The organism is Pseudomonas sp. P4_B3 (genome assembly GCF_056402295.1).
The window spans coordinates 402635-427442 of the sequence record NZ_JBFUHR010000007.1 but is presented as its reverse complement, the minus strand read 5'-3'; the positions used below and the strand labels follow the sequence as shown (position 1 = coordinate 427442).

Sequence of the window (24808 nt, the reverse complement as noted above, 5' to 3'; positions counted from 1 at the left end):
TCGTCCCTTATCACTGACCGAGGGTCAGGACCTTCTGCATCATGGTTTTGGCGGTGTTCATCATTTCGGCGTTGGTCTGGAACGAACGGCTCGCAGAAATCATGTCGGCCATTTCTTCAACCACGTTGACGTTCGGGTAGTAGACGTAGCCCTTGGCATCGGCCGCCGGATGGTTCGGCTCGTAGCGCGCCTCGAGGTTGCTCTGGTCTTCGACCACACCCAGCACCTGCACGCCCTGACCGGCGGCATCCTGGTTCTGGAACAGCGAGTCGCTGCCGCCGCTCTGGCCGCCCTGGAACATGGTGGCGAACACTGGATGACGCGCGCGGTAGGTCTGGTCGATGCTCGACGAAACCGTCTCGGCGTTGGCGATGTTCGAAGCGACGGTGTTCAAACGCGTGGTCTGCGCACTCATGCCGCTACCGGCAATGTTGAAAACACTGGATAGAGACATGGCTTACTCTCCGCGCAGGGCTGATACCAGCCCTTTGAATTTGCTGTTGAGCAGGGTGAAGCTGGCCTGGAAGCCGATCGCGTTTTGCGCGTAGTTCGACTGTTCCAGCTGGGCGTCCACGGTGTTCTGGTCGATCGACGGTTGCATCGGCGTGCGATACAGCAACGACTCGTCGCCATTGCCCAGGCCTTCAGCCTCGATGTGACGGCTGTTGGTCATGTTCAAGGCGAAGGTGCCGCTTTTGGTTTTCTCGTTCTGCTCGGCGAGCACTTTCGAGAAGTCCAGGTCCCGAGCCTTGTAGTTCGGGGTATCGGCGTTGGCGATGTTGTTGGCCAGGACTTCGGCACGCTGGGCGCGGAAGCCCAGGGCTTGTTCGTGGATACCGAGCGCTTTATCGAAGCTGATACTCATGTCGGGAAACCTTCGGGTGACCTGATTTTTCGTAGGATCAACTTAGCAAGCCCCATGCCAATTCAAAAAAGCCCGGAAACCGGGGCTTTGCCGGCCATGGCAACGCGGCAATGCCAGAAAAGCGGCAACGGTTTTCCGCCGCATGCCGCTTTTCTGCCGCTTGTCCTACGCAACACGTCCCCCCTGTAGGAGCTGCCGAAGGCTCGGGCCGCGTTCGGCAGCTCCTACGTGATGCAAAAGCRCCAGGCATAAAAAAGGAGCCCCGAAGGGCTCCCGTTTTTATGCCTGGCGCTTTTGCATCACTTCGCCTGGTAAATGATCCCCGGGCTGCACTGGACCATCTGGTAATGATCCGGCAACCCGTTCAGCGCTTCGGAAGCACCGAGGAACAGGTAACCGCCCCGCTTCAACGTGCTGTGGATGCGCAACAGGATGTCCTTCTTCACCTCGGCGGAGAAGTAGATCAACACGTTGCGGCAGAACACGATGTCGAACTTGCCCAGACTCGCGTAGCTGTCCAGCAGGTTGAAGGAACGGAATTCCACGCGGCTCTTGATCGGCGCCTTGATCACCCAGCGTCCCGGTCCTTTCGGGTCGAAATAACGCTGCAGACGCTCGGGCGACAGACCGCGGCCGATGGCCAGGCTGTCGTACTCACCGGTCTTGCAGTTGTTCAGCATGGTGCCGGACAGGTCGGTGGCAACGATCTGCACACCCATCCTCAACTGACCCATGTTGACCCGCTCGAACTCGTCGATGGACATCGACAGCGAATAGGGTTCCTGGCCCGACGAGCATGCCGCCGACCAGATGCGCAGGCGCTGGCCGGGACTGGCCTTGATCGCTTCGGGCAGGACCTTGTTCTTCAAGACTTCAAACGGGTAGGTGTCTCGAAACCACAGGGTTTCATTGGTGGTCATGGCATCCACCACCTGCTCGCGCAAACCGCTGCGCGGTTGCGTCTGCATGCGCTGAACCAGCTCACCCAAAGACTTGATGCCTTGCTGTTCCATCAGTTTGTTGAGACGGCTGGAGACCAGGTACTGCTTGTTTTCACCGAGCAAAATGCCACAGGCTTTTTCCAGGAATACCCGGAACTGTTCGAAATCCAAATTACCCGTAGACAATGATGCCGCCTCTTAAATCGTGTTGACTGCCTGGGGTGCGAACCCCTAGCTGATATCTGCTGCTTTGATCCGGTCGACTACCCGGGATGCCAGGTCATCAGGACGGAACTTGGCCAGGAAGTCATCGGCACCGACCTTCTTGACCATCGCCTGATTGAATACCCCCGACAACGAAGTATGCAGGATGATATGAAGCTTTTGCATGCGCGGGTCGTTGCGAATTTCCGCCGTCAGGGTGTACCCGTCCATCTCCGGCATCTCGATGTCGGAGATCATCATCAGGAACTCTTCTTCCGGTTTCTTGCCCTCGTCGACCAGTTTGCGCAGGTAATCCAGCGCTTGCCGACCATCGTTCAACGCCACCACTTCGACGCCGACCGTTTGCAGGCAACGCGTGACCTGCTTGCGCGCCACCGACGAGTCATCGACCGTCAGCACTCGCAACGAAAGCGCCTTGTGCCGGGTTTCGACATCCACCACACCCACGGAAATCGCTTCCGGCGTCGGTGCCACTTCCGCCAGCACCTTCTCGACGTCGATGATTTCGACCAACTGATTGTCGACTCGCGTCACCGCCGTCAGGTAGTGATCGCGCCCGGTGCCCTTGGGCGGCGGATGGATCTCCTCCCAGTTCATGTTGACGATGCGTTCCACCGAGCGAACCAGGAAACCCTGGGTCTTGGTGTTGTACTCCGTGATGATCACGAACGGATTGTTCTTGTCCTTCAACGCACCGGAGCCAGTCGCCATTGCCAGATCAAGGATCGGAATGGTCGCCCCCCGGATGTTCGCCACGCCGCACACGACAGGACTGGACTTGGGCATCAGCGTCAGTTTGGGGCATTGCAGCACCTCCCGAACCTTGAACACGTTGATCCCGTACAGCTGCTGGCCGTCGAGACGGAACAACAACAGCTCAAGGCGATTCTGCCCCACCAGTTGCGTGCGCTGGTTTACCGAATCCATTACACCAGCCATGCCCAGACTCCTACACCAACGCCAAGTGTTGTTGCGACGCGCCTTCATCACTAAACGGCACGGCGCTTGCTTTTTTAATCGTTATGAACACAGAACCGACATTTTTCCGACGCCTGACCACACCCTGCCGAAAATTGCTCGGCGTGCTGGCGGCTGTTTGCCTGTTCAACGCTGGCAGCCCTGCCCTTGCTGACGCGGTTACCTTGCCTGACATGCTTATCGGCGTCACTCAGGGCTTTCTTGAATTCACCGTAGAAGACTATCTGGCTACCAGCCAAACGGAAGGTCGCTACGAGATCCAGATCAACCCGCTCGATCCGCGTATGCACATGCCCATGTGCGACAAGGAATTGACAGCAACCCTTGAGAGTCCCAAGCCGTTGGGACGGGTTACGGTCAAGGTCCGCTGCGAGGGCGCTTCCCCCTGGACAGTCTTCGTACCCGCTCAAGTCCGCCTGTTTCGCGATGTCGTGACCAGCGCCCGGCCACTGCGCCGCGCAGCCATTGTCGAACCTGGGGATGTGGTCCTGCGCGAGCGCGATATCAGCCTCATCAGCCAGGGCTACCTGACCTCTCTCGATCAGGCGATCGGGCAGCGACTGACCCGACCAATGGTCGCCGACCAGGTGATTACCCTGGTGCATATCGAACAGGCCGAGGTCATCCGCAAGGGTGATCAGGTGGTGATTACCGCCCGCAGCGGCACACTCAGCGTGCGCATGCCGGGCGAAGCCCTGTCAAACGGCAGCCTGAGCGAACAGATTCGGGTGAAGAACCTCAATTCCCAAAGGGTCATCAAGGCGCAGGTCATGGCGCCGGGGCAGGTGGAAGTGTCCATGTAAGGCGCTCAGTTCATCGGAATGTGGCACTTGCCGCGGCTGTTCCCTAGACTGTGTTCCAGGCACGGTAAGCGCTGGCGCGCGCAAGGTTCATTGATAAATGGGCCTAAAGTTTTCCAGGGAATGGCCGAAACCATGGCAAGCGTCCAAATTCCCAGAGGTTTTTTATCATGGTCATCGATTTCAGCCGTTTGAACAGCTCCTCGTCCCTTACGGGCAGTACACGTACCAGCGCCAGCAAGGAAAGCGCCGAAGCCGGCAAATCCTTGCCGCTGGAGTCCGCGGCCGAACAGGCCGGTACCGTCAAAAGCGGGGAATCGGTACATCTCAGCGATGAGGCTCAACAGTTGCAGAAGGTCACTGACAAGCTGCGCGATCAACCCGCCGTCGACAACGCCCGCGTGGCCGAGTTGAAAGCAGCGATTGCCGATGGCAGCTATAAAGTCGACAGCAACCGTGTAGCCAACAAACTGCTCAACTTCGAAGCCCAGCGCTAGGCCACCGCCAGCGCCAGGCTTTTGGACGCTTAAAACCCAAGGCCAGCCATGCACGACACTCATTTACTGCAACTGATCACCGACGACTTTGCTCCAGCGCAACACCTGCTGGAACTGCTGCAGACCGAATCCCTCGCATTGCATGGCCGCGACATGCCATTGCTCGAGGACATCCTGGCGCAGAAACAGGCATTGGTCGTTTTGCTCGAACAGCATGGCCGCAAGCGCAGTGAAGTCCTCGCCAGCCTCAACCTGCCGACCAACCGTGGCGGTCTGGAGCAACTGGCCAGCCAGTCGAGCATTGGCGAGCAGTTGCTGGCGCAAAGTGACGTGCTGACCGATCTCCTGGCCCAGTGTCAGGCCATCAACGCCAACAACGGCCAGTCGATCCTCACTCAGCAGGCCGCTACGGCCACCCAGCTGAAAATCCTCACCGGCGGTGAAACCCCGGCGCTTTACGATGCCAGCGGAACATTCTCCAAGCTTGCCAAGCCGCGCCCGCTCAGTCAGGCATGAACCGGTCAATGCCCCCGCTCTATCAAGACGCGCAACATACTGGCAAACTGCTAGCCTGCCGTAGTCAAATTTTGTCTGGAGATTGATTAACCGTGTCCAATGCCTTATCCGTGGATGATGCTCCGCAGCCACCCAAGGTGCTCTCCACGCCCTTGGAAATCTCCAGCAACCTGCGCCAGCTGCTCGAAAGCCATGACCCGCTGATCATTACGTTCCACGAGCGCAGCCAGCGCTTCCAGAGCTACCTGGTGGACCTGGACCGTGACAGCAATATGATTGCCCTGGACGAAATGATTCCCCGTGACGGCGAGCGCTACCTGCTGGCGGGCGAGCCGTTCAGGGTCGAAGGCTTTCACGAAGGCGTACGCATAGCCTGGGAAAGCAACGGCCAATTGAACATCGACGAATCCGGTGGCAGCCGCTGCTATCGTGGCACCCTGCCCGATGAAGTGGTGTACCACCAGCGCCGTAATGCGTTCCGTGCGGCACTGAAGCTGGCACAACTGGTCAACGTCAACCTCGACGGCGAAAGGCTCAAGGCCTCCATCAGCGGCAAGCTGCTGGATATTTCCGCTACCGGCTGCAAACTGCGTTTCGACGGTGACATCACTGGCAGCCTGCAACTGGGTCAGGTTTACGACCGCTTCAGCGCCGAACTGCCCTTTGGCAAGATGACCGCGCCGGTCGAGTTGCGTTATCTGCACTTCGAAGAAAAAATCTCCACCACCTTCGCCGGCGTTCGCTTCCATAACATGAGCGGGCTGGTGCAGCGTCAGGTCGAACGCTTCGTCTACCAGTTGCAACGCGAAGCGCGTCGCTTCGACAAAGACGATCTCTGATGTAGCACGGCCCCTGTAGGAGCCGGCTTGCCGGCGAAGGCGTCCTTTAACCTTGCATCGATACAACGGACGTCTTCGCTGGCAAGCCAGCTCCTACAAAAACGGGCAGTCCCTTGCGGTGACTGCCCGTTTTTTTATGCCCTGATTTAAGGCCTGGCCTCGCTGAAGTTCGGGTCTCGCCCTGTATCAGGGTCTTGCGGTGGCTGATCGGTTTCATCCTCGGTTACATCAGCCTCAGGTTCTGATTCAGGCTCTGACCCGGTACTCACCGGATTTTGCATCTGATCCTGCACCACCTGCTCATCAACACGCGGGTCGAGGCAGGCCACCAGCGGTGAACTCGTCATGTTGTCCGGCATGGCCACGTGATGCAGCGGCGCATCTTCCACCTGATGCAGGTTGGTCACAGCTTTCGGGCGAATCCGCCATACCAGCACCAACGCAAAGAAACTGAAGAAGGCATAGAGCATCTGGCTGCCGAACAGCTTCATCAGCACGCCTGCCACCAGCGGCCCGATACTCGCGCCAACGCCGTAGGTCACCAGCAACATTGCCGTCAGGGATACCCGGCGATCGCCTTCGACATGGTCATTGGAGAACGCCACCGCCAACGGATACAGGCAGAACTGCACCAGCGAACAGACAAAACCGGCGATAAACAGAACCTCCAACGGCACCTGCGGCATGATCGCCAGCGGCAGTGCAGCCAGGGCCAGGCTGAATGCGAAACTGCGGATCAACACGGCCCGATCGTAGCGGTCGGACAACCAGCCCAACGGCCACTGCACCAGCAACCCGGCAAAAATACAGCTACCCATGAACAGGCCGACCTGCTCCGTGGACAATCCTTGCTGCGAGGCATACAGCGGCGCCAGACCGTAGAACGAACCGACGATCAGCCCTGCCCCCAGCACCGTACTCAATGATTGCGGCACACGCTTGATAAAGAACCGTGGCTCCATGGGCGCCGGATGCAAGGGTGCAGGGTGGATCCGCCGGGTCAGCGCCACGGGCACCAGGCACAGGGCGAAACACAGGGCGACCAGCATCAGCAGTTCCAGCCCCAGCGCCGGGTGCATGACCAGAATCAGTTGCCCCATCACCAGGCCCAGGTAAGAGGCGATCATGTAACCGCTGAACACCAACCCGCGCTGCTTGGCTTCGGCCTGTTCGTTCAGCCAGCTCTCGATCACCATGTACTGGCACATCATGCCGAGGCCGACGATCACCCGCAGGAACAGCCAGGCCGGCAGCCAGTCGATCAGGCCATGACCCAACACCGCCGCGCCGACGATTCCGGCACAGGCCGAGTAGGCCCGGATATGCCCGACCCGGGCAATCAACCGGTGACCGATCTTGCCCCCCAGCACCAGGCCGAAGTAGTTGGCGGCCATCAACGCACCGACCCACAGGCTGTCGACATGGTCGGCCGCCAGGCGCAGGCCCAGGTAAGTACTCAACAGGCCTGAACCGATCAACATCATCAGCGAGGCGAAATACAGTGCTCGAAAGGATTTCCAGATTTGGCGCATCGGCGTTCCGAGCGGCTCCTTGCAGTGATAATCGGCTATCGCTAAACGATAGCCGGATGTCGACGGATCGTCAGGCCTGGGCTGCTAAAACACGCCGTTCCCAGGGAGTAATTTCATTATGGAAACTGCTCAGCTCCAGGGTCTTCGAAGCGATGTAGCCTTCGATGAATTCCACGCCGAACAGTTCCTTGGCCAACTGGCTACGTTTCAGACGCTCCAGTGCCGCATGCAAGGTACAGGGCAACGAAAGATTGTCTGGCACTTCGAACTCACCCTGGATCGGCGCGCTCGGCTCTAACGCGTCCTCGATGCCATGCAACCCCGCCGCCAGGCTTGCGGCAATCGCCAGATACGGATTGGCATCAGCGCCCGGCAAGCGGTTCTCGACCCGGCGGGCCACCGGCAAACTGGCCGGTATGCGCAAGCCGGCTGCCCGGTTGTCATAGGACCAGCAGGCATTATTCGGTGAGGCGTAAGGGTGGCACAAGCGCTGATAGGAGTTCACGTTCGGCGCAAACAACGCAGTGAAGTCGGCCATGCACACTTGCTGTCCGGCAATGAAGTGACGGAAGGTTGCCGTCTCCCGCCCCGCCTTGTCACTGAACACGTTTCGCCCCGAATCGATCTCGACGACACTCTGGTGAATATGCATCGAACTGCCCGGCGTATGCGCCAGCGGCTTGGCCATGCACACCACGCTCAGGCCGTGCTTGAGGGCAACTTCCTTGAGCAAGTGCTTGAACAGGAACGTCTGGTCGGCCAGCAGCAATGGATCGCCATGCAGCAGATTGATCTCGAACTGGCTGACGCCCATTTCGTGCATGAACGTATCGCGGGGCAGCCCCAACGCAGCCATACATTCGTAGACTTCATTGAAGAAGGGGCGCAGCCCATTGTTGGAGCTGACGCTGAACGCCGACTGACCATCCTCGCGACGACCATCCAGCCCCAGCGGTGGCTGGAACGACTGAGTCGGGTCGGTGTTAGGCGCAAAAACGAAGAACTCAAGCTCGGTCGCCACCACGGGCGCCAGGCCGCGGGCCGCGTAACGGGCAATCACGGCCTTGAGCTGACCACGGGTCGACAGGCTGGAGCTGGTGGTGGTGCCCAGTTCATTCGCGTCGCAAATGGCGAAGCCCCGCGGTGGATGGCTCCAGGGCAAGCGGTGGATTTGTGCTGGGTCCGGGATCAGCGCCAGGTCGCCATCATCGCTGCCGTAAAAACGCGCCGGCGGGTATCCGCCCATGATGCATTGCAACAGCACGCCCCGCGCCATCTGCAATCGTCGACCGTCGAGAAAACCCTCGCAGGTCATCACTTTGCCCCGTGGAACGCCATTCAAATCCGGCGTGACACACTCAACTTCATCAATGCCCGTCAATCGCTGCGCGAGTGAACTCAGGCCAACGGTGGTCATGACGCAATCCTTGTTATTGTGCGAGCCGCGAACGGCGACCGTACAAAATAGGCTCCGCGTGTTCGGAATTTCAAGCAGCGTCGATAAATATGCTGCCAGTCAGGGCAGGTAAAGGCGGAACACCCCACCGCCCAACGGACCACCATTGCCGATTTCGGTGCGTCCGCCGACACCGTTGCGCTGATGCAACGCGGCAATTCGTCCGGCAAAGTACAGGCCCAACCCGGTGCTTCCGGTGCTTTGATTGATGCCCTGCACGTAATCGGCCTGGTGCTCGATCATCTGCGCCGGATACCCCTGGCCATCGTCATTGATGGTCAACACCAGTTGCCCGGCTTCGTCGCTGACGCTGATCAAAACGGCATGCCGTGCAAAGCGGATGGCATTGTTGATGCAGTTGGCCAATACCGACGCGATCAACTCACGGTCGAAGAAACCCAACGGGCTCAGCGGGTCCACTTCATAGGTGGCCATGATGCCGCGGCTGGCGAACACTTCCTGATGGCAAGCCAGTTGCGCTTCGATGAAGTCGTCCAGTTCATGGTAGGCCGGCTGCAACGGCATCTGGTTGACGCCGAGCTTGTACAGCCCCAGCAACTGCACCAGCATGCCGTTGAGGTGGGCAAATTCGAAGTCGATCACGCCCTGCTCCGGCGTCTGTTGCGCCGACTCCGGCAATCGCGCCAGCCATTGGCTGTGGGCCTGCATCAGCATGGCCAGCGAGTTCTTCATATCGTGCACGGTAGAGGCGATCACCGTGGAAAAATCCAGTGCCTGTTGGTTGTCGTTCATTGGCCAAACGCCTTGCTTTTCAGCTTCTGGTAACGCGGATAACGCGCGTCGGAGTCGGGCATCAGGCCGACCATTTTCAGGCAGGTCCGGCATTCTTCCAGCTCCGCTGAAGGAACGCCGGTATCGGTGCCGTGCAACAACGACTGCGCCAGGTTCAGGGCGATACTGATGTTCTTCGGCTGCATCGCCAGGGCTTTGCGGAACACCGCTCGCGCCTCCACCAGATTGCCGGTCTTGTACACGCGCACGCCCTGACGGTTGAGTTCCGCCGCGGCGTTGCCGGAGTTGAGGATGCTCGGGTCGTCGGTCTGCTTGGCGATGTCCTTCATGACCACAGGATCATCGCCGTAGATTTCCACGCAGTTTTTCAGCATCGCGGTACCGGCCTCGGTCTGCCCGAGCATCTTCAGCTGCTTGGCCACCAGCAACGCCGCTTCGGCGCTCATGAATTGCTCCATGCCATCCAGACGCAACAAGGCTTGCTCGGTGAGCTTGTCAGCCGTCTCGGCATCGTTGAGCAACAGGCTGGTGGCCTTCATCAGGCGCGCGCGGATTTGCAGGCCCGGATCGGAAGGGTTTTCCTTGGCCACGGCGCTCAACGTGGTGTTGATTTCCAGACGGGTCCGCGTGTCCAGGCCCCTTTCGCTGCCCTTGCTGATCAAGGCGTGGGCCAGGCCAAGGTTGCTTTCGGCATCCTTGAACCGTGACTGCGCACCCTGGCTCACAGCCTGGCGATAGGCCTTGGCCGCCGTGTCGAAATCCTCGTTGGTCATCGCCAGCTTGCCCAGCAACGCCTGGCGGCGAACCGCCAGCGGCGACAGGCGAATCGCTTCCTCCAGAACACGCTGTGCACCCTTGGTATCGCCTTCGGCGACCAGCACGTCCGCCATGCCGTCATACAGCGACGGCATCATCGGGAAGACTTTCAGGGCTTTTTCGTAAATGCCTTTGGCCTGCGCGACCTGACCGCGCTTGAACAGCAACTTGCCCAACCCGGCAAACGCCCATGGCAATGGGCGGTCGGCGATGATGCCGTCGTACAGGCGCTCCAGCGCTTCGTTCTGATTGAGGTCGCGCAGGGCATCGGCGCGATAGCGCAGGCACAGTGGCGAATAGCGGATGTCTTGCTTGCACAGGGCGATGCAGGCGTTGAGCACTTCCATCGGCTTGCCGCGATCAAGGGCCTGCAGGATCGGCTTGAGCAGGGTCTTGCGCTGCTCCAGGCGCTCCAGGCGCTGGGCCAGGCTGGATCGGTTGAACGGCTTGGTCAGGTAGGCATCGGGCTCGTGCTCCAGCGCACTGAGCACCATGGCCTGGCTGGTTTCGGCGGTGACCATGACGAACACCGCTTCATGGCTGATCAGCTTTTCTTCCATCAGGTCTTCGAGCACCTGTTGGCCGTTTTTCTTGCCGTCACCCAGGTGAAAGTCCTGCAGGATGAAGTCGTATTGCTTCTGCGAGCACATTTTCAGCGCCTGCTCGCCGGTATCGGCAGTGTCCACTTCCTTGACGCCCAGTTCGCGCAGCATCGACCTGACCGAACTGCGGAAGTCCGAGAAATCATCGACGATCAGAAAACGCTTTTGGTGATACGACAGCATCGAAGATTTCCAGGCAATGTAAGAAGAAGAACCCAAAGGCAAATACACGGACGGACTCAACTTCGCAGCCCTTGTTTTGGCGCGCAGATGATAACGGGTGGCACTAGGCTATCAAACACCTTCGCATAGACAATGAGCCCCCATGCCGACCGGAAGAGACGAACAAGTCCCTGACAGCCCGGGTTATCGGCCAGCAACAGCGTTCCCTTGAGAACCTTCCCCAACGCTCACCCTGAATAGGTGAAGGCGTTACTGAGAACGAGACATCGCGCACAAAAAAGCCCCGCCGGAATCAATCTTCCGGCGGGGCTTTTCTGGACAGCAAAGTGCTGATAAATGATGGTGTCCCAGGGCAGGTTCGAACTGCCAACCGTCCCCTTAGGAGGGTCAAATTAGAAGCGGCTCCACTTGAGACAACCCAGCAATTACGGGGATGCGTCAAACAGAGAAGCACCACAAACCCAACGCTCGAGTAAAGGGTGACTACGATCACGGCTGAAGCGGTCTACCATCCTCGCCTAATGGCCGAAAATAACCTTTAATGCGCCTAGAATTGCGTACACAAAGCTGGATGTGTGTCTTCTGACGGAACAGTGTTCCAGGAAAGAGCTCATCTCCTTCCCAGAATGGGGCTCGGACTGAGTCAAACGGATCCAACTGACCCTCCTCACGCAACCCATGCAGAGTCTCGAAGACCGCGCAATCGAGATGCCGCTTGAGCAAGTCCAGATCGCCCTTGAAGCCCGGTTCATTGATCGGCATAGCGGTTTGAGCATCTGCCGAAATAGAAGCAAGATCACTATGCGCCTGCTGCACAAGGATCAAAGCATTCTCGTCGGTGAGGTTAAGGCAAAACCCCAAATCAATCACAGCCCCAACAACGAACGGATTGTTGATCGCCTTTATGGCGCGCTTATCATGATCGCGGAGAAAGGTTGCATAGTTCAGCGCTCGCTCTGGATTGTTCTCCCAGAAATAAACGCCTTTGCCGAGCCAGTCGTATGAGTTTTTGCTGGGATTCAGCTGAGTGTTGCCGGAAAGCACCATCTCGCCTGTTTCTCGGTCACACCCATGAAATCCCAGGACGAACGAGGGAAGAAGCTGATACATCAACGATAGGCTTCGTTGAGCTCGCCTTTTTGATCGACTATACCAATCCGCTGGAGGAAGGTTTTAGCTGACTTTTTGTCTTGGGATACAGCTTGGGCTGCCTGGTGAATACGCGTAGCAGCCTCAGCATACGAAAGACGCTGGTTCTCGCGGAACTCATCAAGTCGCAATGTCTTGGCCGGCATAAAAAACCTCTGGCAGTGACTCTATCTGTAGGGGAAATATACTGAACTCTAGTCCAGCTATCAAACGCCAGCCATCCGACTGGCAGCCCGGCAAACACCAAGGAGTGCGTTTTGCCCCCCTTCAGAAACCAGCTTAGCAACGCAGACAACCCGAGTTGCCTGATTTATATGGTGTCCCAGGGCAGGTTCGAACTGCCAACCTTCCCCTTAGGAGGGGGATGCTCTATCCAATTGAGCTACTGGGACACAAGTCGGCCGCGACGAAAACGCAGCGCGATGGACGGCGTGCATGTTAACGGCCGGGCCGGCTTTTGTCATGTCGTCCGTTGGGCTTTTTAAGTGTAGGCAGACGCCTCGGCCAGGCGCGGACTTGTTTACCGTACAAATTGCATTACTGCAAAAAGCCATCATTGCAAAATGCAAGACCCGGCTTTCGCAAAAATATCTTAATCCGTTGTTTTTAAAGAATTTAATTGTCGATAGACTCTGGCATGCGAGCTACTTCAACTGTTCTCACAGAACAACGGAGGCCGCCTCATGAACAGCGCCCTTTTACTCTCGAGTGCAATCGCTCTGACGGTTTGCCGGGTTTTCATTTTACCCACGAGGGCGGTGCTACGCAGGTTGCCCAGCGAATGCCACATTACCTTCAACTGCAGAAAGCGCCGCAGTTGGCCGTGATGAGCAGCCAGCACGGCTTTGTCAGTCAGGAGGTCAGCCAGGAAACCATCCTGGTACCGGCTCCGCCTGCCGAACGCTTGGTATTTTGAATGACCCTCACCAGGAGCACAGCATGTCCAAACCAGCCGCGAGTTTCTTCATCCTCGCCTTGTTGAGCGGCATTTTTCATCTGTCATTGACCCAGGACATGGTCGTCACCCTCCCCCTGATTGTCTGTGGTGTATTCAGCGCTCTGTTCGTGCTCGCACTGATTGCCGGACGCAAGATCAAGTTTGATCCGGTCCTGCGTTAATCCAGGTATGGCAGATCCGGCGCAAAGGCCTGCCATCCATCCTGAATTCCCCCCCTCCATACGACTCTCCCTAGTAAATCGGCCATTTGCCACTATTCTGTAAAAGGCAAGGAACAGGGATCGAGTCCGCTTTTGCTGCCCGTCAGAAACCTTTCGTCGGGTGGAGAATGTGTTAAGCGATACGAACCGGTCGAACTTTTCAAACCAGTCAGCATTTCTGATAATTGGTGCTGGCATAAAGCCTTTATACAGTTCAATATTTGTCACAGAATTGACGCCAAGGATCTGGCTTGTTTGGGGCATGATGCGCGCCTCTATCAATTCAGGTTGAACATTTGGTCAGAGCGCTTGTCCTACCAGACATCCTGCGGCCAATCCCGAAACCGCTCCCCTGAACTAACCGGTTAAATATATGCGCCCATTGAAACAGGCAATTTATTCCAGCCGTACGGCTGACAAGTTCGTCGTACGTCTGCCAGACGGAATGCGTGAACGCATTGCCGAGGTGGCTCGCAATCATCATCGCAGCATGAACTCCGAAATCATTGCGCGCCTCGAGCAGAGTCTTATTCAGGAAGGTGCACTGGGAGAAGAGCTGAGCATGCGCCTGGACAGCCCGGAGCTTTCCTTGCACGAACGCGAGCTGCTGCAGCGCTTCCGCCAACTTTCCCACCGACAGCAGAACGCCCTGGTTTCGCTGATCGCTCATGACGCTGAAATGGCCGCCGACGCGTCCTGATTCAGCCAGAAAGCTCAAGCCAGCCTGATCGCTGGCTTTTTTTTGCCTGAAATCCGGGCACAAAAAACCCGCCTGACGGCGGGTTTTAGTGAAACGGACTTTAGAGCAGGAAGATTGTCGCAAGCCCCAGGAAGATGAAAAAGCCGCCGCTGTCGGTCACGGCAGTAATCATCACACTGGCGCCCATTGCAGGATCACGCCCCATCTTCGCCAGGGTCATCGGAATCAAGACCCCCATCAACGCCGCCAGCAACAGGTTGAGCGTCATCGCGGCGGTCATCACCACGCCCAATGACCAACTGCCATAGAGCAGGTAGGCAACCGCACCAATCACCCCGCCCCAGATCACGCCGTTGATCAACGCGACGGCCAATTCCTTGCGCATCAGGCGCGAGGTATTGCCGGTGCTCACCTGGTCCAGCGCCATGGCCCGAACAATCATGGTGATGGTCTGGTTACCCGAGTTACCACCGATCCCCGCCACGATCGGCATCAAAGCCGCAAGCGCCACGAGCTTCTCGATCGAACCTTCAAACAAACCGATGACCCGAGAAGCCACGAACGCGGTAATCAGGTTGATCGCCAGCCAGGCCCAACGGTTACGCAGGGACTTCCAGACCGACGCAAAAATGTCTTCTTCTTCACGCAGACCCGCCATGTTGAGAACTTCGCTTTCGCTCTCTTCACGGATCAGGTCGACCATTTCATCGATGGTCAGACGGCCGATCAGCTTGCCGTTCTTGTCGACCACAGGCGCGGAGATCAAGTCGTAACGCTCGAAGGCCTGGGCCGCATCGTAGGCGTCTTCGTCCGGGTGGAAACTCACCGGATCGCTGGCCATCACCTCGGAAACCTGTTTGTCCGGATCGTTGACCAGCAAACGCTTGATCGGCAACACGCCCTTGAGGACGCCGCCGTAGTCGACCACGAACAGCTTGTCGGTATGGCCCGGCAACTCCTTGAGACGGCGCAGATAACGCAAGACCACTTCGAGGCTGACATCCTCGCGGATGGTCACCATCTCGAAGTCCATCAGCGCACCGACCTGCTCCTCGTCGTAGGACAGAGCCGAACGCACACGCTCGCGTTGTTGCTGGTCGAGGGTCTCCATGAGCTCATGGACGACGTCTCGCGGCAGCTCGGAGGCCAGGTCAGCGAGTTCGTCGGCATCCATGTCCTTGGCCGCTGCCAGGAGCTCGTGATCGTCCATGTCGGCGATCAGCGATTCACGGACCGAATCGGATACTTCAAGAAGGATGTCGCCGTCGCGATCGGCCTTGACCAGTTGCCAGAGCGTCAGACGATCGTCCAGCGGCAAGGCTTCAAGGATGTAGGCGACGTCGGCGGAGTGCAGGTCATCGAGCTTGCGTTGCAACTCGACAAGGTTCTGCCGGTGGACCAGGTTCTCGACCCGGTCATGATGCGGGCCTTCCTGGCGGTGAGTCAGGTCTTCTACCACTCGCTGGCGCTGCAGCAACTCAACCACCTGAGCCAGGCGATCCTGCAAGCTTTCCTGCGTTTTCTTTACTTCAACATCGGACATAGGCGAACTCCACTCCCAGCAGCGGGGCACGCCGGAAGGATCAATCAGTCAATTCATGATTGGTAAAACGGGGTACTGAGTAACTACTGGGTAAGTCCATGGAGGTATTCCACAAGCCCCGGCGGGGCTGACGGGCGCAATGATACACCGCCTGACGGTTTTAAACGTTAAAAAATCTTGGCTGAAACAAGCGCTTGCACAACAAACCTGAGCATCGTCCTGATCCACAAAAATGCGACGACGCATTCCGAAAAGAAAACACACCCCCCTCGAAAATTGTAGCCGCTACCCTTGAAAAGGAACGTCATGGAGGATGCCTGATGCCATCAGTTGCACAATTCTTATTACTGCTCGGCCTGCTCAGCCCCCTACCCCTGGCGCTCGCCACCACCGTTCAGCGCTGCGAGGCGGCCAATGGGCGCATTACCTTCACCACACTGAGTTGTGCCACGGGAGAAAGCGTTTCACTTCAGGACGTACGTGCCTTTACACCCGGCAGCACGATGGCGCTTATGCCACCAGCCGAACCCCGTGAAACATCAGGAATGAAAATCCAAAGGAAAGACCCGACCGTGGTCGGTCAGGCGCAGGACAAGTGCGGAAACCTGATCAGTGCCAGGGAGCGCCGTGAAGCAATCATCAATCAGCGAGTGGTCGCCGGCATGAGCCAGCAAGACGTCGAAAGCGCCCTCGGCAAGCCGGACAAGATCAGTATTCGCAATTCAGCCACGAGCTACCGTTACGACACCCTGCGAGGTCGCAGTGCACAGGTGGAGTTCGACGAGAGGGGATGCACGAAAGGAAAAGCCAAATCCCGGACGGCAAAAAGCCCGCATTAAATGCGGGCTTTCTGTTGTATGGTGCACTCGACAGGATTCGAACCTGTGACCGCTCGGTTCGTAGCCGAGTACTCTATCCAGCTGAGCTACGAGTGCAATTTGTGTTTTTAGACCAGACCACAACTGGTTGAAACCAAGTTACTTGCATTACTGCAACTAACTCTTAAATGGTGCACTCGACAGGATTCGAACCTGTGACCGCTCGGTTCGTAGCCGAGTACTCTATCCAGCTGAGCTACGAGTGCATTTGTTGCCGCGCATTATAGGCCGTCTAATCTCTATGTCAAACACTTTTTTTAGTAATTTCAACAACTTACCGAAAAAGCCAGATTACAACGTACTACGCAAATAATGGCGGAGAACGGGGGATTCGAACCCCCGACACCCTTTTGAGGTGTACTCCCTTAGCAGGGGAGCGCCTTCGGCCACTCGGCCAGCTCTCCGCAACACGGGGCGTATATTAACCAGCTTCTTCCCCGTTTGCAAACATAAAAAACGATAAAAATTAATGGCTTGGTTCTTCGTCCTTCTCTTTCTTGATACGCAGGTAAATTTCCTCCCGGTGAACAGCCACCTCTTTGGGGGCATTAACACCGATGCGCACTTGATTTCCTTTGACGCCGAGCACGGTCACGGTGATTTCGCCATCACCGATAATCAGGCTTTCTGCGCACCGACGAGTCAGAATCAGCATACCTTTCTCCTCACGCATTACATTTCAGGGACAACAGTCTGCAAAAAAAAGGCACTCGACCCACAACCGGAGCGGTCGCAGCCCTACATGCCTGAGTATTGACTAGCGCGAGCAAAAGAACAGGCTCGGGGGTCACGCCATTCAAAAAAACAAAAGGCGCGGTCAGACCGCGCCTTTTGGCAAACGCATCACTCGCCCTGGCGGGCCGGTGCGTCCAGTTCGAAAGCCGTGTGCAGAGCGCGCACAGCCAGTTCCAGGTACTTCTCTTCGATCACTACGGAGACTTTGATTTCCGAGGTCGAGATCATCTGGATGTTGATGCTTTCCTTGGCCAGGGATTCGAACATGCGGCTGGCCACGCCTGCGTGAGAACGCATGCCAACGCCGACGATCGACACCTTGGCGATCTTGGTGTCGCCCACGACTTCACGGGCACCCAGCTCGCCAGCGGTTTTTTCCAGCACGGCCTGCGCCGCCTGGTAGTCGTTGCGGTGCACGGTGAAGGTGAAGTCGGTGGTGTTATCGTGCGCGACGTTCTGCACGATCATGTCGACTTCAATGTTCGCGGCACTGATCGGGCCGAGAATCTTGAAGGCAACGCCCGGGATGTCTGGCACGCCACGGATGGTCAGCTTGGCTTCATCGCGGTTGAAAGCGATACCGGAAATGATCGGCTGTTCCATGGTTTCCTCTTCATCAATAGTAATGAGGGTGCCCGGACCCTCCTTGAAGCTGTGCAGTACGCGCAGCGGAACGTTGTACTTGCCGGCGAACTCGACCGCGCGGATCTGCAACACCTTGGAACCGAGGCTGGCCATTTCCAGCATCTCTTCGAAGGTGATCTTGTCCAGGCGCTGAGCCACGGACACCACACGCGGGTCGGTGGTGTAGACACCGTCGACGTCGGTGTAGATCTGGCATTCGTCAGCCTTCAGGGCTGCCGCCAGCGCCACGCCGGTGGTGTCGGAACCGCCACGACCGAGGGTGGTGATGTTGCCGTGCTCGTCGACGCCCTGGAAACCGGCGACAACCACCACACGACCCGCCTTCAGGTCACCGCGAATCTTCTGGTCATCGATCTGCAGGATACGCGCTTTATTGTGTGCGCTATCCGTCAGAATCCGCACCTGGTTGCCGGTGTAGGACACCGCCGGCACGCCACGCTTGATCAGCGCCATGGCCAACAGGGCAATCGTCACCTGCTCGCCGGTGGAAACGATCACGTCCAGTTCGCGCGGAACCGGTTGGCCGTCGCCACTGATTTGCTTGGCCAGATCGATCAGACGGTTGGTTTCGCCGCTCATTGCAGACAGCACAACCACCAGGTCATCGCCGGCATCGCGGAATTTCTTAACCTTGTCGGCGACCTGCTCGATTCTCTCGACGGTGCCGACCGAGGTGCCTCCAAATTTCTGTACGATCAAAGCCATTTCAAAGCCGCCTCTGCCCATGAAGGGCGCCCAAATAATCACTCGAACAGTATTGCGGCCCACCACTAGACTGCGGGCCGCAAGTACTGCCTTATAGACCCTGCTCTACAAACGGAACGGTCAGGGCCAGTGCCGCATCCAGTGCGCCAGCGTCGGTACCGCCGCCTTGCGCCATGTCTGGACGACCACCACCCTTCCCGCCCACTGCCGCAGCGGCTTGCTTCATCAAATCACCGGCTTTGAGTTGGCCAGTCAGGTCTTTGGTTACGCCTGCAACCAGAACGACCTTTTCCTCATGGACACTGCCGAGCAGGATCACTGCGCGGCCGAGTTTGTTTTTCAGTTGATCGACCAGCGCCAGCAGCGCCTTGCCATCCTGACCGTCCAGACGCACGGCCAGCACTTTCACGTCCTTGACGTCCAGCGCCTGGGCCGATAGATCGTCGCCCGCGGCACTGGCAGCCTTGGCCTGCAACTGCTCGAGTTGCTTCTCCAGCAGACGGTTGCGCTCCAGCACAGCCGACAGCTTGTCGATCAGGTTGTCGCGGCTGCCCTTGACCAGGCTGGCCGCTTCCTTGAGTTGTTCTTCCGCCGCGTTCAAGTAAGCCAGCGCTTGCGCACCGGTAACGGCTTCGATACGACGCACACCCGATGCCACACCGCCTTCGCTGATGATTTTCAGCAGGCCGATGTCGCCGGTACGGTTGGCGTGGATACCGCCGCACAGCTCGACGGAGAAATCGCCCATGCTCAGTACACGCACGTTGTCGCCGTATTTCTCGCCGAACAGCGCCATGGCGCCTTTCTGCTTGGCGGTTTCGATATCGGTTTCTTCGGTTTCAACTTCGGAGTTCTTGCGAATCTCGGCGTTGACGATGTCTTCCAGCGCTTTCAGTTGTTCAGGCTTGATGGCTTCGAAGTGACTGAAGTCAAAACGCAGGCGCTGACTGTCGACCAACGAGCCTTTCTGTTGAACGTGATCGCCCAGCACCTGGCGCAATGCAGCGTGCAGCAAGTGAGTCGCGGAGTGGTTCAACGACGTGGCGTGACGCACCTCGGCATCAACGTGGGTCTCGACCGGCGTACCGACGATCAGGCTACCCGAATCCAGGATACCGTGGTGCAGGAATGCACCGCCGGTCTTGGTGGTGTCACGCACGTCAAAACGCGCGCTGCCCGCCTGCAGGTAACCGCAATCACCGACCTGGCCACCGGACTCGGCGTAGAACGGCGTCTTGTCGAGAACGATCACGCCCTCATCGCCTTCGCTCAATACGTCGACCGACTGGCCATCTTTATACAGCGCAACGATTTTGGCGGAACCGCTGTGAGCGATGTAACCGGTGAACTCGGTGGCCACGTCAACCTTGACCAGGCTGTTGTAGTCCATGCCGAAGGAGCTGGCGGAACGGGCACGAACGCGCTGGGCTTCCATTTCACGCTCGAAACCTTCTTCGTCGATGGTCAGGCTGCGCTCGCGAGCGATGTCGCCGGTCAGGTCCATCGGGAAACCGTAGGTGTCGTAGAGTTTGAACACCACGTCGCCCGGCACCACGTCGCCTTTGAGGTCAGCCAGATCCTGCTCGAGGATCTTCAGGCCCTGCTCCAGGGTCTTGGCGAATTGCTCTTCTTCAGCCTTCAGCACGCGTTCGATGTGCGCCTGCTGGGATTTCAGTTCCGGGAAAGCTTCGCCCATCTCGGCAACCAGGGCTGCGACGATCTGGTAGAAGAAGCTGCCCTTGGCGCCCAGTTTGTTACCGTGACGGCAGGCGCGACGGATGATCCGGCGCAGCACGTAACCGCGGCCTTCGTTGGACGGCAGCACGCCGTCGGCGATCAGGAAACCGCAGGAACGGATGTGGTCAGCCACCACTTTCAGCGAAGCCTGGGCGTCATTGGTGCAACCAATGGCCTTGGCCGAAGCGGTCAGCAAGCTCTGGAACAGGTCGATTTCATAGTTCGAGTGAACGTGCTGCAGCACGGCACTGATCCGCTCCAGGCCCATGCCGGTGTCGACCGACGGCGCTGGCAGCGGGTGCAACACGCCATCGGCGGTGCGGTTGAACTGCATGAACACGTTGTTCCAGATTTCGATGTAGCGGTCGCCGTCTTCTTCCGGCGAGCCCGGTGGGCCGCCCCAGATGTCGGCGCCGTGATCGTAGAAAATCTCGGTGCAAGGACCGCACGGGCCGGTATCGCCCATGGTCCAGAAGTTGTCGGAGGCGTACGGCGCGCCCTTGTTGTCGCCGATGCGCACCATACGCTCGGCCGGAACGCCGATGTCCTTGGTCCAGATGTCGTACGCCTCGTCATCGCTGGCGTAGACGGTGACCCAGAGCTTTTCCTTCGGCAGGTTCAGCCACTTGTCGGACGTCAGGAAGTTCCAGGCGTAGGTGATGGCATCACGCTTGAAGTAATCGCCGAAGCTGAAGTTACCCAGCATTTCGAAGAAGGTGTGGTGACGGGCGGTATAACCGACGTTTTCCAGGTCGTTGTGCTTACCGCCGGCGCGCACGCATTTCTGGCTGCTGACCGCGCGGGTGTACGCGCGTTTTTCCTGGCCCAGGAAGCAGTCCTTGAACTGGTTCATCCCCGCGTTAGTGAACAGCAGGGTTGGGTCGTTGCCCGGAATCAAAGAGCTGGAGGCTACACGGGTGTGGCCTTGCTCTTCGAAGAAGCGAAGGAAGGCTTCACGGATTTCTGCGCTTTTCATTAGGTTCTTCCACGGAGGCTGCGGCCAAAGGCCTGTTCGAAACGTCAACAGACGAAGCGACGGCAAAGGGCCGCATTATATCGGCCCAGCGCGCGGGGTACAGCGTGTTTATACGATAGAAACGCTCAATTGGAGCGCTAACGCTATCACTTGCGCGAAAAGCCGACGAATGTCGCGACGACTTGCTCGATTTGCGCACGGCTGACGTCCATGTGCGTGACCATGCGCAGACGCGCGGCGGCACTGAGCTTGATCCCGCGCTCGGCGGCAAAGGCCTTGATGGCCTCGGCCTGGTCGCCCATCTGCACGTAAACCATGTTGGTCTGCACCGGCTCGACCTCGTAGCCTGCCGCGCGCAGGCCTTCGGCCAGCAGCTGTGCGTTGGCGTGGTCGTCGGCCAGGCGCTGTACGTTGTGATCCAGTGCATACAGGCCTGCCGCCGCCAGAATGCCGGCCTGACGCATGCCGCCGCCAACCATCTTGCGCAGGCGCCGGGCCTTGCCGATCAGCTCGGCCGAGCCGCACAGCACCGAACCGACCGGGGCGCCCAGCCCTTTGGACAGGCACACCGAGACGGAATCGAAATGCTGGGTGATTTCCCGGGCATCGACACCCAGCTTGACCGCAGCGTTGTACAGGCGAGCCCCATCCAGATGCAGCTGCAAACCGTTTTCGCGGGTAAAACTGCGCGCCCGCGCCAGGTACTCCAGCGGCAGGACCTTGCCTTGCATGGTGTTTTCCAGCGCCAGCAAGCGGGTACGCGCAAAGTGGAAGTCGTCCGGCTTGATCGCCGCCGCGACCTGTGCCAGGTCCAGCGAGCCATCGGCCTGCACTTCCAGCGGTTGCGGCTGGATCGAACCGAGCACCGCCGCGCCGCCACCTTCGTACTTATAGGTGTGAGCCTGCTGGCCGACGATGTACTCGTCACCGCGTTCGCAGTGGGCCATCAAACCCAGCAGATTGCTCATGGTCCCGGTGGGCACAAACAGCGCCGCGGCAAAACCCAGCCGTTTTGCCAATTCAGCTTCCAGACGATTGACCGTCGGATCTTCGCCATACACGTCGTCACCGGTGGCCGCAGTGGTCATCGCGTCGAGCATGCCGGCGCAAGGTTGGGTGACGGTGTCGCTGCGAAGATCGATAACGCTCATGAATCCGGCCTCGGTAAGCAGGGGAAATCCCTTTCAGGAAAGAATTACTGCGGGCATGGCGACGATTAATCAACCCTTGCGCAGGAAAAGGCCGATTAATCCAACGGAAAAGTCGATGACAATCATCCAAAAGGGGCCATGCGCATACCGCAAATATGTGATAAAAACGCTGCGCCGCCAAACATTTGGGCGGCAAAAACGTTCTCAGGGCGGGGTGCAACTCCCCACCGGCGGTAATTGCGCACAATGCGCATAGCCCGCGAGCGCTTGGTGACAGCACGGCTTCGGCGGTGCCTGGCAGCAAGGTCAGCAGACCCGGTGTGATCCCGGGGCCGACGGTCATAGTCCGGATGAAGAGAGAACGGGATTGACAACAAAGGGCCGTCCGCCGGCATTCGTGCGAGCGTGCGTACCCTCAAATCCCCTTCGATTCATAACGCCCTGTTTTTCACACAAACAGGAGTCAGAACATGCAACCCACCGCAATTGACAGCAAAGCCAAAAACCATCACGGCGAGCGCGTTGCGTTCATCCAGGCCTGCTGGCACAAGGATATTGTCGATCAGAGCCGTAAAGGCTTCGTCGCCGAAATGATTGCCCAGGGTTATCAGGAATCCGACATCGACTTCTTCGAAGTCGGCGGCGCCTTTGAAATGCCCCTGCACGCCAAGTTGCTGGCCAAGACCGGTCGTTATGCCGGCATCGTCGCGGCAGCCCTGGTGGTGGACGGCGGGATCTACCGTCACGAGTTCGTCGCCCAGTCGGTGGTCAGCGGCCTGATGCAGGTGCAACTGGAAACCGAAGTGCCGGTGTTCTCGGTGTCCCTGACCCCGCACCACTTCCATGCCGGCGAAGAGCACCAGAAGTTCTTCTTCGAGCATTTCCTGCATAAAGGCCAGGAAGCGGCGAAGACCTGTGCGGATACGCTGATGAAGATCCGTTCGCTGCGTCGCACCGAGCCGCGCGCGGTAGCTGTTTAACGCAAGACCTGTAGGAGCTGGCTTGCCAGCGAAGACGGCGGCACATCCAACATTGATGTGACTATGACACCGCTTTCGCGGGCAAGCCCGCTCCTACAGGGGTTTATGTCGCGCCCGGGACCGGGTCAAGCCAGGTTTTCGTCGGTGGTCGGCACGACCAGGATGCCGGCACGCAAACCGTTCTTCACCTTGGGGTTCGGGAAGATGATCCGGGCGCCCTCCTCCTCGATGATCCAGCGGGTGTTGGCGATGTCTTCCGCCAGCAGATAACCCACTTCCAGCTCCGAAAAGTTCTCGATGTCCGCCGGCAGGTTCAGGCGGAAGCTGTCGCTGTGCTTGATGATTTCCCGTGCCACGCTGTACAGCTGCAAACCGTCCAGCGCTTCGTCAGTCAATTGCGGCTCGGTGCCTTCGATGATCTGCTTGAGGCGCGCCTCCAGCAGCGAGACATTGACCCCGGCGTTCTGCCCGAATGGCCGCGCCTTGCCGAGCTCCAGGGTGAAAGCCTCGGCACCGAGCTTGTCGTAGGTGTAGGCGCTGAACACGATGGACGGCTTGTTCTGCAGCAACACCGCTTCCATGCCGGCGGCGCGCAGGCGTGCCAGTTCCTGACGCGAATGCTGACGGTCTTCTTTCCATGGGTACAAGGCGAACTGCTCGATTTTCGAGCCACGAATGGCCGTGTGCAGGTCGTAATGCAGGCGCTGACGATCAGGCAGACTGAAGAAACTCGCCGCCAACCGCTCCAGCTCACAAGCACGCAAGGCTTCAGAGCCACTGCTTTGTTCATGACGGCCATTGAACAGCCGATTGACGTCCTGCTCGACGAAACGCTCGCCCTTGCGAATCGCCTCTGGGTTGCCGAACAGGAACAGAATACGTGCGCGCGGCTTCAAGTCGCCGCGGGCAATGTCGTGCAACAGGCGATCGAGCAACTCGATCGGCGCTGTTTCATTGCCGTGGATCCCCGCCGACAGCAGCAGGTCCAGGCCATTGTCACGCGCTTCAGGTGGCCGGACTTCCAGCGCACCTTCGCTCAACCAGCGCATGCGCACGCCTTCGACAGTCAGTTGAGTCTTCTCCGCCGGTTCACGGCCGGCGAGGGTCAGTTCAAGCAGTTTGCCGAGGGCGAGCATAGAGCGGTTTCCTTAGTGATCGTGGTTGCAATCCGGGCCGTGTACATGTTCCTCGTCGGTGAGGTCGGCAGGTTCCATCTCCAGTTGCAGACTTACCAGATTAGTCGCCAAAGGGCGCAGCAGCAGGTTGGCGTACTCGGCATCGCCTTCTTCGACGTCCACACCGATCAGCAACTGGCCGCGGCCGTCCTGCTGGATCCACAGCTCTTTGCCTTGCCACATGACCGCGACGCGGGTGCAGGAAGTCTCCAGTTGCGTGCCGTCGGTGTCTTCAAGGATCAGCTGCAGGGTATCGCTCATATCTTTACGCTC

Annotated in this window: 25 protein-coding genes, 4 tRNA genes, 1 pseudogene and 1 riboswitch; of the genes and pseudogenes, 9 read left to right on the top strand and 21 right to left on the bottom strand. The window is 58.4% G+C overall.

Annotated elements, in window-relative coordinates:
• Positions 1-10: 10 nt before the first annotated feature.
• The 4 genes from flgC to AC1DWG_RS10755 form a co-directional block, all read right to left on the bottom strand.
• Positions 11-454: a flagellar basal body rod protein FlgC gene (gene flgC, locus AC1DWG_RS10770; protein WP_007937507.1), complete on the bottom strand. Its 444-nt coding sequence runs from the start codon at positions 452-454 to the stop codon at positions 11-13.
• 3 nt (positions 455-457) lie between these two features.
• Complete coding sequence (flgB, locus tag AC1DWG_RS10765; protein WP_103397733.1) at positions 458-865, bottom strand: flagellar basal body rod protein FlgB; 408 nt, start codon at positions 863-865, stop codon at positions 458-460.
• A 299-nt stretch (positions 866-1164) separates the two neighbouring features.
• Positions 1165-1992, bottom strand: coding sequence for a protein-glutamate O-methyltransferase CheR (gene cheR, locus AC1DWG_RS10760; RefSeq protein WP_414875210.1), 828 nt, complete (start codon positions 1990-1992; stop codon positions 1165-1167).
• Positions 1993-2037: 45 nt separating this feature from the next.
• Positions 2038-2970: a chemotaxis protein CheV gene (locus AC1DWG_RS10755; RefSeq protein WP_477752839.1), complete on the bottom strand. Its 933-nt coding sequence runs from the start codon at positions 2968-2970 to the stop codon at positions 2038-2040.
• 83 nt (positions 2971-3053) lie between these two features.
• Between AC1DWG_RS10755 and flgA the strand changes: the two genes are divergently transcribed.
• The 4 genes from flgA to AC1DWG_RS10735 all read left to right on the top strand — a co-directional run bounded on the left by flgA (position 3054) and on the right by AC1DWG_RS10735 (position 5661).
• Positions 3054-3812 (top strand): flagellar basal body P-ring formation chaperone FlgA, encoded by a 759-nt coding sequence (flgA, locus tag AC1DWG_RS10750; protein WP_477787771.1) that lies wholly within the window; start codon positions 3054-3056, stop codon positions 3810-3812.
• Between the two features lie 167 nt (positions 3813-3979).
• Positions 3980-4306, top strand: coding sequence for a flagellar biosynthesis anti-sigma factor FlgM (gene flgM, locus AC1DWG_RS10745; RefSeq protein ID WP_477764827.1), 327 nt, complete (start codon positions 3980-3982; stop codon positions 4304-4306).
• Between the two features lie 48 nt (positions 4307-4354).
• Positions 4355-4822 carry a flagella synthesis protein FlgN gene (locus AC1DWG_RS10740; RefSeq protein WP_477764828.1) on the top strand — a complete coding sequence of 156 codons (468 nt, stop codon included), beginning with the start codon at positions 4355-4357 and terminating at the stop codon, positions 4820-4822.
• Between the two features lie 92 nt (positions 4823-4914).
• Positions 4915-5661 (top strand): flagellar brake protein, encoded by a 747-nt coding sequence (locus AC1DWG_RS10735; RefSeq protein ID WP_477787770.1) that lies wholly within the window; start codon positions 4915-4917, stop codon positions 5659-5661.
• 146 nt (positions 5662-5807) lie between these two features.
• On the opposite strand, the gene AC1DWG_RS10730 is transcribed toward AC1DWG_RS10735, so the two are convergent.
• The 7 genes from AC1DWG_RS10730 to AC1DWG_RS10700 form a co-directional block, all read right to left on the bottom strand.
• Positions 5808-7193, bottom strand: coding sequence for an MFS transporter (locus AC1DWG_RS10730; protein ID WP_477752844.1), 1386 nt, complete (start codon positions 7191-7193; stop codon positions 5808-5810).
• A 70-nt stretch (positions 7194-7263) separates the two neighbouring features.
• Positions 7264-8508, bottom strand: coding sequence for a glutamine synthetase family protein (locus tag AC1DWG_RS10725; protein WP_477764839.1), 1245 nt, complete (start codon positions 8506-8508; stop codon positions 7264-7266).
• 201 nt (positions 8509-8709) lie between these two features.
• Positions 8710-9402 (bottom strand): sensor histidine kinase, encoded by a 693-nt coding sequence (locus AC1DWG_RS10720; protein ID WP_477787769.1) that lies wholly within the window; start codon positions 9400-9402, stop codon positions 8710-8712.
• The gene (locus tag AC1DWG_RS10715; RefSeq protein WP_477764830.1) at positions 9399-11003 is read right to left on the bottom strand and encodes a response regulator; all 1605 of its coding nucleotides are present in this window, start codon (positions 11001-11003) and stop codon (positions 9399-9401) included. Before AC1DWG_RS10715 ends, AC1DWG_RS10720 begins: the two co-directional genes overlap by 4 nt.
• A gap of 489 nt (positions 11004-11492) precedes the next feature.
• Positions 11493-12113 carry a hypothetical protein gene (locus tag AC1DWG_RS10710; RefSeq protein ID WP_477787768.1) on the bottom strand — a complete coding sequence of 207 codons (621 nt, stop codon included), beginning with the start codon at positions 12111-12113 and terminating at the stop codon, positions 11493-11495.
• The gene (locus AC1DWG_RS10705; protein WP_477787767.1) at positions 12113-12298 is read right to left on the bottom strand and encodes a hypothetical protein; all 186 of its coding nucleotides are present in this window, start codon (positions 12296-12298) and stop codon (positions 12113-12115) included. Before AC1DWG_RS10705 ends, AC1DWG_RS10710 begins: the two co-directional genes overlap by 1 nt.
• A 169-nt stretch (positions 12299-12467) precedes the next feature.
• Positions 12468-12544, bottom strand: a tRNA-Arg gene (locus AC1DWG_RS10700).
• Positions 12545-12835: 291 nt separating this feature from the next.
• On the opposite strand from AC1DWG_RS10700, the pseudogene AC1DWG_RS10695 reads away from it, so the two are divergent.
• The 3 genes and pseudogenes from AC1DWG_RS10695 (at position 12836) to AC1DWG_RS10685 (ending at position 14010) form a co-directional block, all read left to right on the top strand.
• Positions 12836-13068 (top strand): annotated as a pseudogene (locus AC1DWG_RS10695) (hypothetical protein).
• Between the two features lie 23 nt (positions 13069-13091).
• On the top strand, positions 13092-13271 hold the full coding sequence (locus AC1DWG_RS10690; protein ID WP_477764834.1) for a PA3371 family protein: 180 nt from the start codon (positions 13092-13094) through the stop codon (positions 13269-13271).
• 412 nt (positions 13272-13683) lie between these two features.
• On the top strand, positions 13684-14010 hold the full coding sequence (locus AC1DWG_RS10685) for an Arc family DNA-binding protein (protein ID WP_003178899.1): 327 nt from the start codon (positions 13684-13686) through the stop codon (positions 14008-14010).
• A 100-nt stretch (positions 14011-14110) separates the two neighbouring features.
• On the opposite strand, the gene mgtE is transcribed toward AC1DWG_RS10685, so the two are convergent.
• Positions 14111-15553: a magnesium transporter gene (gene mgtE / locus AC1DWG_RS10680; RefSeq protein ID WP_477787766.1), complete on the bottom strand. Its 1443-nt coding sequence runs from the start codon at positions 15551-15553 to the stop codon at positions 14111-14113.
• A gap of 320 nt (positions 15554-15873) precedes the next feature.
• Here mgtE and AC1DWG_RS10675 point away from each other — a divergent pair, with 320 nt between their 5' ends.
• On the top strand, positions 15874-16392 hold the full coding sequence (locus tag AC1DWG_RS10675; protein ID WP_477764840.1) for a cell envelope protein SmpA: 519 nt from the start codon (positions 15874-15876) through the stop codon (positions 16390-16392).
• A gap of 19 nt (positions 16393-16411) precedes the next feature.
• On the opposite strand, the gene AC1DWG_RS10670 is transcribed toward AC1DWG_RS10675, so the two are convergent.
• The 7 genes from AC1DWG_RS10670 to ltaE all read right to left on the bottom strand — a co-directional run bounded on the left by AC1DWG_RS10670 (position 16412) and on the right by ltaE (position 22380).
• Positions 16412-16488: transfer RNA gene (locus tag AC1DWG_RS10670), tRNA-Arg, on the bottom strand.
• A gap of 72 nt (positions 16489-16560) precedes the next feature.
• Positions 16561-16637 (bottom strand) — tRNA-Arg (locus tag AC1DWG_RS10665).
• Positions 16638-16744: 107 nt separating this feature from the next.
• Positions 16745-16835: transfer RNA gene (locus AC1DWG_RS10660), tRNA-Ser, on the bottom strand.
• Positions 16836-16897: 62 nt separating this feature from the next.
• Positions 16898-17086: a carbon storage regulator CsrA gene (gene csrA / locus AC1DWG_RS10655; RefSeq protein ID WP_002554426.1), complete on the bottom strand. Its 189-nt coding sequence runs from the start codon at positions 17084-17086 to the stop codon at positions 16898-16900.
• Between the two features lie 188 nt (positions 17087-17274).
• Positions 17275-18516, bottom strand: a complete 1242-nt coding sequence (locus tag AC1DWG_RS10650; RefSeq protein ID WP_007971040.1) for an aspartate kinase — start codon at positions 18514-18516, stop codon at positions 17275-17277.
• A gap of 91 nt (positions 18517-18607) precedes the next feature.
• A complete protein-coding gene (gene alaS, locus AC1DWG_RS10645; protein ID WP_477787765.1) occupies positions 18608-21229 on the bottom strand; it encodes an alanine--tRNA ligase in 2622 nt (873 codons plus the stop codon).
• A 146-nt stretch (positions 21230-21375) separates the two neighbouring features.
• Entirely contained in the window at positions 21376-22380 is a 1005-nt protein-coding gene (ltaE, locus tag AC1DWG_RS10640; protein ID WP_477787764.1) for a low-specificity L-threonine aldolase, read from the bottom strand.
• Positions 22381-22576: 196 nt separating this feature from the next.
• A riboswitch (FMN riboswitch) is annotated at positions 22577-22747 on the top strand.
• A gap of 103 nt (positions 22748-22850) precedes the next feature.
• Between ltaE and AC1DWG_RS10635 the strand changes: the two genes are divergently transcribed.
• Positions 22851-23360 (top strand): 6,7-dimethyl-8-ribityllumazine synthase, encoded by a 510-nt coding sequence (locus tag AC1DWG_RS10635; RefSeq protein ID WP_477764837.1) that lies wholly within the window; start codon positions 22851-22853, stop codon positions 23358-23360.
• A 125-nt stretch (positions 23361-23485) separates the two neighbouring features.
• Here the strand turns inward: AC1DWG_RS10635 and astE are convergent, their stop codons facing one another.
• Both astE and AC1DWG_RS10625 read right to left on the bottom strand, forming a co-directional pair.
• Positions 23486-24496: a succinylglutamate desuccinylase gene (gene astE, locus AC1DWG_RS10630; RefSeq protein ID WP_477787763.1), complete on the bottom strand. Its 1011-nt coding sequence runs from the start codon at positions 24494-24496 to the stop codon at positions 23486-23488.
• A 12-nt stretch (positions 24497-24508) separates the two neighbouring features.
• The gene (locus tag AC1DWG_RS10625; protein ID WP_108215213.1) at positions 24509-24796 is read right to left on the bottom strand and encodes a topoisomerase II; all 288 of its coding nucleotides are present in this window, start codon (positions 24794-24796) and stop codon (positions 24509-24511) included.
• Positions 24797-24808: the final 12 nt, after the last annotated feature.

Coding starts and splice junctions, on each gene's coding strand:
- flgC (WP_007937507.1), bottom strand. CDS start 454: ATGTCTCTATCCAGTGTTTTCAACATTGCCGGTAGCGGCATGAGTGCG.
- flgB (WP_103397733.1), bottom strand. CDS start 865: ATGAGTATCAGCTTCGATAAAGCGCTCGGTATCCACGAACAAGCCCTG.
- AC1DWG_RS10755 (WP_477752839.1), bottom strand. CDS start 2,970: ATGGCTGGTGTAATGGATTCGGTAAACCAGCGCACGCAACTGGTGGGG.
- flgA (WP_477787771.1), top strand. CDS start 3,054: ATGAACACAGAACCGACATTTTTCCGACGCCTGACCACACCCTGCCGA.
- flgM (WP_477764827.1), top strand. CDS start 3,980: ATGGTCATCGATTTCAGCCGTTTGAACAGCTCCTCGTCCCTTACGGGC.
- AC1DWG_RS10740 (WP_477764828.1), top strand. CDS start 4,355: ATGCACGACACTCATTTACTGCAACTGATCACCGACGACTTTGCTCCA.
- AC1DWG_RS10730 (WP_477752844.1), bottom strand. CDS start 7,193: ATGCGCCAAATCTGGAAATCCTTTCGAGCACTGTATTTCGCCTCGCTG.
- AC1DWG_RS10725 (WP_477764839.1), bottom strand. CDS start 8,508: ATGACCTGCGAGGGTTTTCTCGACGGTCGACGATTGCAGATGGCGCGG.
- AC1DWG_RS10720 (WP_477787769.1), bottom strand. CDS start 9,402: ATGAACGACAACCAACAGGCACTGGATTTTTCCACGGTGATCGCCTCT.
- AC1DWG_RS10715 (WP_477764830.1), bottom strand. CDS start 11,003: ATGCTGTCGTATCACCAAAAGCGTTTTCTGATCGTCGATGATTTCTCG.
- AC1DWG_RS10710 (WP_477787768.1), bottom strand. CDS start 12,113: ATGTATCAGCTTCTTCCCTCGTTCGTCCTGGGATTTCATGGGTGTGAC.
- AC1DWG_RS10705 (WP_477787767.1), bottom strand. CDS start 12,298: ATGCCGGCCAAGACATTGCGACTTGATGAGTTCCGCGAGAACCAGCGT.
- AC1DWG_RS10690 (WP_477764834.1), top strand. CDS start 13,092: ATGTCCAAACCAGCCGCGAGTTTCTTCATCCTCGCCTTGTTGAGCGGC.
- AC1DWG_RS10685 (WP_003178899.1), top strand. CDS start 13,684: ATGCGCCCATTGAAACAGGCAATTTATTCCAGCCGTACGGCTGACAAG.
- mgtE (WP_477787766.1), bottom strand. CDS start 15,553: ATGTCCGATGTTGAAGTAAAGAAAACGCAGGAAAGCTTGCAGGATCGC.
- AC1DWG_RS10675 (WP_477764840.1), top strand. CDS start 15,874: ATGCCATCAGTTGCACAATTCTTATTACTGCTCGGCCTGCTCAGCCCC.
- csrA (WP_002554426.1), bottom strand. CDS start 17,086: ATGCTGATTCTGACTCGTCGGTGCGCAGAAAGCCTGATTATCGGTGAT.
- AC1DWG_RS10650 (WP_007971040.1), bottom strand. CDS start 18,516: ATGGCTTTGATCGTACAGAAATTTGGAGGCACCTCGGTCGGCACCGTC.
- alaS (WP_477787765.1), bottom strand. CDS start 21,229: ATGAAAAGCGCAGAAATCCGTGAAGCCTTCCTTCGCTTCTTCGAAGAG.
- ltaE (WP_477787764.1), bottom strand. CDS start 22,380: ATGAGCGTTATCGATCTTCGCAGCGACACCGTCACCCAACCTTGCGCC.
- AC1DWG_RS10635 (WP_477764837.1), top strand. CDS start 22,851: ATGCAACCCACCGCAATTGACAGCAAAGCCAAAAACCATCACGGCGAG.
- astE (WP_477787763.1), bottom strand. CDS start 24,496: ATGCTCGCCCTCGGCAAACTGCTTGAACTGACCCTCGCCGGCCGTGAA.
- AC1DWG_RS10625 (WP_108215213.1), bottom strand. CDS start 24,796: ATGAGCGATACCCTGCAGCTGATCCTTGAAGACACCGACGGCACGCAA.